The organism is Streptomyces colwelliae (assembly GCF_048158785.1).
GTDB lineage: Bacteria > Actinomycetota > Actinomycetes > Streptomycetales > Streptomycetaceae > Streptomyces.
This window is the reverse complement of record NZ_JBLTJC010000570.1, coordinates 1-4,821: the sequence shown is the minus strand read 5'-3', so window position 1 is coordinate 4,821 and position 4,821 is coordinate 1. Positions and strand designations below refer to the sequence as shown.

5 protein-coding genes are annotated in these 4,821 nt (G+C 70.9%); 2 read left to right on the top strand and 3 right to left on the bottom strand.

Going from position 1 to position 4,821, the window contains the following annotated elements; genetic code table 11:
• Both ACNFOC_RS51030 and ACNFOC_RS51025 read right to left on the bottom strand, forming a co-directional pair.
• The coding region (locus ACNFOC_RS51030; protein WP_416965803.1) for an HtaA domain-containing protein at positions 1-699 on the bottom strand (699 nt) is incomplete at its 3' end.
• A gap of 60 nt (positions 700-759) precedes the next feature.
• Positions 760-2,256 (bottom strand): HtaA domain-containing protein, encoded by a 1,497-nt coding sequence (locus ACNFOC_RS51025; protein WP_416965802.1) that lies wholly within the window; start codon positions 2,254-2,256, stop codon positions 760-762.
• Between the two features lie 99 nt (positions 2,257-2,355).
• Here ACNFOC_RS51025 and ACNFOC_RS51020 point away from each other — a divergent pair, with 99 nt between their 5' ends.
• Both ACNFOC_RS51020 and ACNFOC_RS51015 read left to right on the top strand, forming a co-directional pair.
• A complete protein-coding gene (locus ACNFOC_RS51020) occupies positions 2,356-3,384 on the top strand; it encodes a heme/hemin ABC transporter substrate-binding protein (RefSeq protein ID WP_416965801.1) in 1,029 nt (342 codons plus the stop codon).
• Entirely contained in the window at positions 3,381-4,466 is a 1,086-nt protein-coding gene (locus ACNFOC_RS51015) for a FecCD family ABC transporter permease (RefSeq protein WP_416965800.1), read from the top strand. The genes ACNFOC_RS51020 and ACNFOC_RS51015 overlap by 4 nt, the downstream gene beginning before the upstream one ends.
• Positions 4,467-4,585: 119 nt before the next feature.
• Here the strand turns inward: ACNFOC_RS51015 and ACNFOC_RS51010 are convergent.
• Positions 4,586-4,821 (bottom strand): FAD-binding protein (locus ACNFOC_RS51010; RefSeq protein WP_416965799.1); only part of this gene is annotated, 236 nt, incomplete at its 5' end.

Genomic DNA, 4,821 nt, shown 5'->3' with positions numbered 1-4,821 from the left:
GCTGGTGGCCGTCGAACCAGCGGATATAGACGCGGGGGAAGGCGCGGATGGCCGCACCGATGAAGTAGGTGTCCAAACTGGCACCACCGACTCCGTCGACGAGTTGGACGGGGTCGGCGACGTCGTCGACACCGGCTTGACCGCCGACAGCGGGTCGCCGGCCGCGTTCGCGTACGTGTCGCTGCCGAGGAACGTGCCCGCCGCCGCGGTGAGTGTGGTGGCGAGGTTCGTCAGGTCCTGGCTCGTCGGTGCGGCGACCGTCGCGAGCGTCACGTCCTGCTGCTTGGTGCCGCCGTCCGCGACGAGGTCGGCGGTGAGGGTGCCCGCCGCGCTGTCGTACTGGAAGTCGGACATCTCCCGCACGAAGCCGTGCAGCGTCGACTTGGCGGTGACGGTGCCCTTGAAGGTGAGGTGCACGGCGTGGCTGGTGGTGTCGTAGGTGCCCGTGCCGTCCGTGAAGGTGAAGGCGCCGTTGTTCGCGGCCTGCGAGGCGCCGTCCGTGGCGGTGAAGGAGCCCTGCGCGTAGGTGCTCACGTACGTGCGGTAGGACTGCTTGATGCCCCAGGTCAACTCGTAGCCGCTGAGCGGGACTTCGGCCGCCGACGCGGTGGTCGTGGCGAGCGCCGTGGCGCCGAACGCGGCGGCGGTCGCGACGGCCGCGGCGAGGGCGAAGGAAAGACGAGGGCGTCTGACGGGCATGGCCGTGGTTCTCCTTGAGGTGAGTGGATGGTCCGCCAACGCGCGGACCGGGTAAGGGGGTCAGTCCGCTTCCGGGCCGGCGGACTCGGTGGCCGGGCGACTGCGGCGCCTTCGGACGACCAGCACGGACACCGCGGCCGCCACCAGCAGGGCGCCGGCCGCGAGGCCGATCGGCAGCGCGGCCGAAGTGCCGTTGTCACCGCCGGAGTTGTCGGCGACCGGCTCGGCGGACACCGAGGGACGGGCCGACTGTTCCTCGGGGGTCTCGCTCGCCGTGGGTGTGGTGCCCAGGTCGGGCAGTGCGGGCAGTTTCGCGTCGTCGGTGAGGGCGACGGCCAGGGACACCGGGTCCATGGCGGTGCCCGCCTGGTACATCCCGCCGAAGACCCTCACGCCCTGCGCGGTGAGCTTCGCGGGCGCCTCGGTGACCTTCACCAGACCCTTGGCCGCCTTGAGGCCCTTCGCGGTGAAGGTGACCAGCGGGACCTTCTTGCCGGTGAAATCAGTGCTGTTGAAGTCGGTGCTGGTGACGTCGGCATAGAGCGTGCCCTTGCCGTCGTCGACGGTCGCCCGGACACCGCTGAGCCTCAGATCGAGGCCCTCGGCACCGGTGAAACGCACCGCGCCCTTGAACGAGGCCGTCAACTCCCCGCTCTTGTACGTCCCTTCACCGCCCGGGAAGCGGAAGAGGGCGCCGCCGTCCTCCGCTCCGGCCGAGAGCGTCCACTTGCCCTTGGCGATGTCACCGGTGACGTACTCCCGGAAGGTGCGCCGCACCCCCCAGTCGACGGCACCGTCCGCGATCGCACCGCTCGAAGTCTCCTTCTTCGCGGCGGACTTGGAGGGTGTCGGGGTGGGCGTGGCGGTCTTGGTGGCCGCGGCCTGCACGTCCGCCGAGAGGCTCACCGGGTCCAGTGCCGTACCGGCCGTGTAGTAGCCGGCGAAGGACTTGGCGCCCTGCGCGGTGAGGGTGGCGGGCATGTCGTTGAGGACGACCCCGGTGACATCGCCGGCCTTCATGTTGATGCCGCGCAGCGCGAGGGAGGCGAAGGGCACCTGCGAGGACGTCGTGACCGTCCCCGTGCCCTTCGCCTTGCTCGTCACGTCCAGATAGAGCGTGCCCGTCGAGCCCGAGATGCGGACCGTGGGGCGGCTCAGGGTGAGGTCGAGTTCGTAGCTGCCGTCGGTCTTCCTGTGGCCGACGAAGTGCACCCCGCCCGCGAAGGACGAGCGGAACGCGCCCGTCGAGCCGTCGTACGAACCCGTCGCCGAGGGGAAGCGGAACTGGCTGCTGCCCACGGTCGCCGCGCCGCCCGTGAGGGAGTAACTCCCGTTCGCTATGGGCCCGGTGACATAGCTCTGGAACGAGGACTTGATGCCCCAGTCGAGCCGGCCGCCCTGCACGGTACGGCTCTCGGCGTGGGCGAGGGCCGCGGGGAGCAGGGCGGCGAGGACCGTCAGAACGGCCGTGCACACCACGGTGACAGTGAGCCGGAACCAGCTGGAGCGCCCCGGAGGCGAACCAGGGACAAGCACGACTCTTGGGCGCGCGGGCATGGGTGGGTCCTCCGGATGACGACTGCCGGTAGCGAGCGAAGGTAAGGCTAACCTAAGCTTTCCTCACCTGAAACGACAGTGCCCGAGAGATATCGAGAGATGCCGAGAGAGACGGACGGGACCGTGCCACGCTTGCGCACACGACTGGCGGGAGCACTGTTGTCCGTGCTCGCGCTCACGCTCACCGGATGCGGGGGCACCGGCACCTCCGCGGCCACCGCATCGCCGAAGGCCGCCGCACCGGCCAACCGCGTGGAGCCGCTGACCGACACCCCGGACCCCCAACTCCCGGTCACCGTGGGCTCAGCGGACGGCAAGAAGGTCACCGTCCGCGACGCGCGGCGCATCGTCCCCCTCTCCGGCAGCCTCAGCGAGATCGTGTTCACGCTCGGGCTCGGGAAGCGGGTCGTGGCCCGGGACATCACCGCCACCTTCCAACAGGCCGCGAAACTCCCCCTGGTGACCCGCAACCACGACGTCTCGGCGGAGAGCGTGCTGTCCCTCAAGCCCGACCTCGTGCTCGCCGAGACGACCACCGGGCCGTCCGAGGCCATGGGCCAGATCCGCGCCGCCGGCATCCCGGTCCTCGTCGTCGACCCGGCGACGGGTCTCGCCGACGTCGGCCCGCGCATCCAGGCGGTGGCCGACGCGCTCGGCGTACCGGCCGCGGGCAAGGAGCTGACCAAGCGCTCGGAGGACCGGATCGCCGCTGTCCGCAAGGCGATTCCGGCGCACAAGGAGAAGCCGCGGGTCGCGTTCCTGTATCTGCGCGGGTCCGCGTCCGTGTATCTCATCGGCGGCAAGGGCTCGGGCGCGACCTCGCTCCTGGAGGCGGCCGGAGCGGTCGACGCGGGCGCGGAGTCGGGCCTGAAGCAGGACTTCACCGCCATCACCACCGAGGCGCTCGCGCAAGCCGCGCCGGACGCGATTCTCGTCATGACCAAGGGACTTGAGTCGGTCGGCGGTGTCGACGGGCTGGTGAAGATCCCCGGTGTCGCGCAGACCCCGGCCGGGATGAACCGGCGGGTCGTCTCGATCGAGGACGGCGTGCTCCTCAACTACGGGCCGCGCACCGACCAGGTACTCAAGTCGCTGGTGGACCAGTTGTACGGAGGCGGGGGCGAATGACCGTACTGGACAAGGGGGTTGAGGCGGTCAGTATCCCGACTCCCCCGCGAAGACGGCGCAGTACGGGCTGGATGCTCACCGTCGGACTGGTGGTCGCCCTGCTCGTCCTCGTCCCGGTGGCCGCCGGGCTGGGCGCGTATCCGATCCCGACCGGGGACGTCCTGGCCTCGGTGCAGCACCGACTCGGGCTGGGCGGCGGGGCGTTGGACCGCGTACCGGAGTCGGTGTTGTGGAACGTGCGCTTCCCCCGCATCGTGCTCGCCCTGCTCGTCGGGGCGTCGCTGGGCTGCGCGGGGGCCTTGATGCAGGGCGTGTTCGGGAATCCGCTCGCCGAGCCCGGGGTCATCGGGGTGTCCTCGGGGGCGGCGGTGGGCGCGGTCGCGGTGGTCGCGTTCGGGCTCGACTTCCTCGGGACGTGGACGGTGTCGGCGGTGGCGTTCGTCTCCGGGCTCGCCACGGTTCTGCTGGTCTACGCGATGTCGCGCTCGGGCGGCCGTACGGAGGTCGTGACGCTGATCCTCACGGGGATCGCGCTGAACGCGTTCGCGGGGGCGCTGATCGGGCTGTTCCTGTTCTTCGCGGACACTGCGGCGGTCAACCAGATCACCTTCTGGCAGCTCGGCTCGCTCTCCCAGGCGACCTGGCCGAAGGTCCTCGCGATCCTCCCGTGCGCGATGATCGGCCTCACCCTGGCGCCGCTCCACGCACGGCGACTGGACCTCCTCGCCCTCGGTGAACGCCCCGCCCGCCACCTGGGAGTTGACGTCGAACGGCTCCGGATCATCCTGGTGCTGGTCATCGCCCTGCTCACGGCGGCGGCGGTCAGCGTCTCCGGGATCATCAGCTTCGTGGGCCTCGTCGTACCCCACCTGCTCCGCATGGCGGCGGGCCCCGGCCACCGCTTCCTGATCCCGGCCAGCGCGCTCCTCGGTGCGCTGGTCCTCCTGGCCGCGGATCTCACCGCCCGCACGATCGCGGCCCCCGCGGAACTCCCGCTCGGCGTCCTGACGGCCCTGCTGGGCAGCCCGTTCTTCTTCTGGCTGCTGCGCAGGACGCGGCGCAGGCAGGGGGGTTGGGCGTGATGCAGGTCCCGTGGAACACCGTGTCCGTTTCCCGGTCGAGACTGCCACTGGATGCGCGTTGGGGGCTGCGGGCCGTCGGGGGCTGGTCGCGCCGTTCCCCGCGCCCCTAAAAGGGGCGCTCAGGTTGCCCGGCGGATCAAGTGCGCCGTGCCTTTGTCCACCGCCCCGTTCCGCCTCCGCCCCTCCTCCCCAGCCCGCCAACCCAACGGCGCCGCATGCCGGCCAGCAGGGTAGATCCGGCCGGACATCGGCGCCATCGTGTTCCCCGACGCGTACAGACCGGAGATCACCGAACCGTCGGGCCGCAGCACGCGCGCGTGCTCGTCGGTCTTCAGGCCCCCCTTGGTCCCCAGGT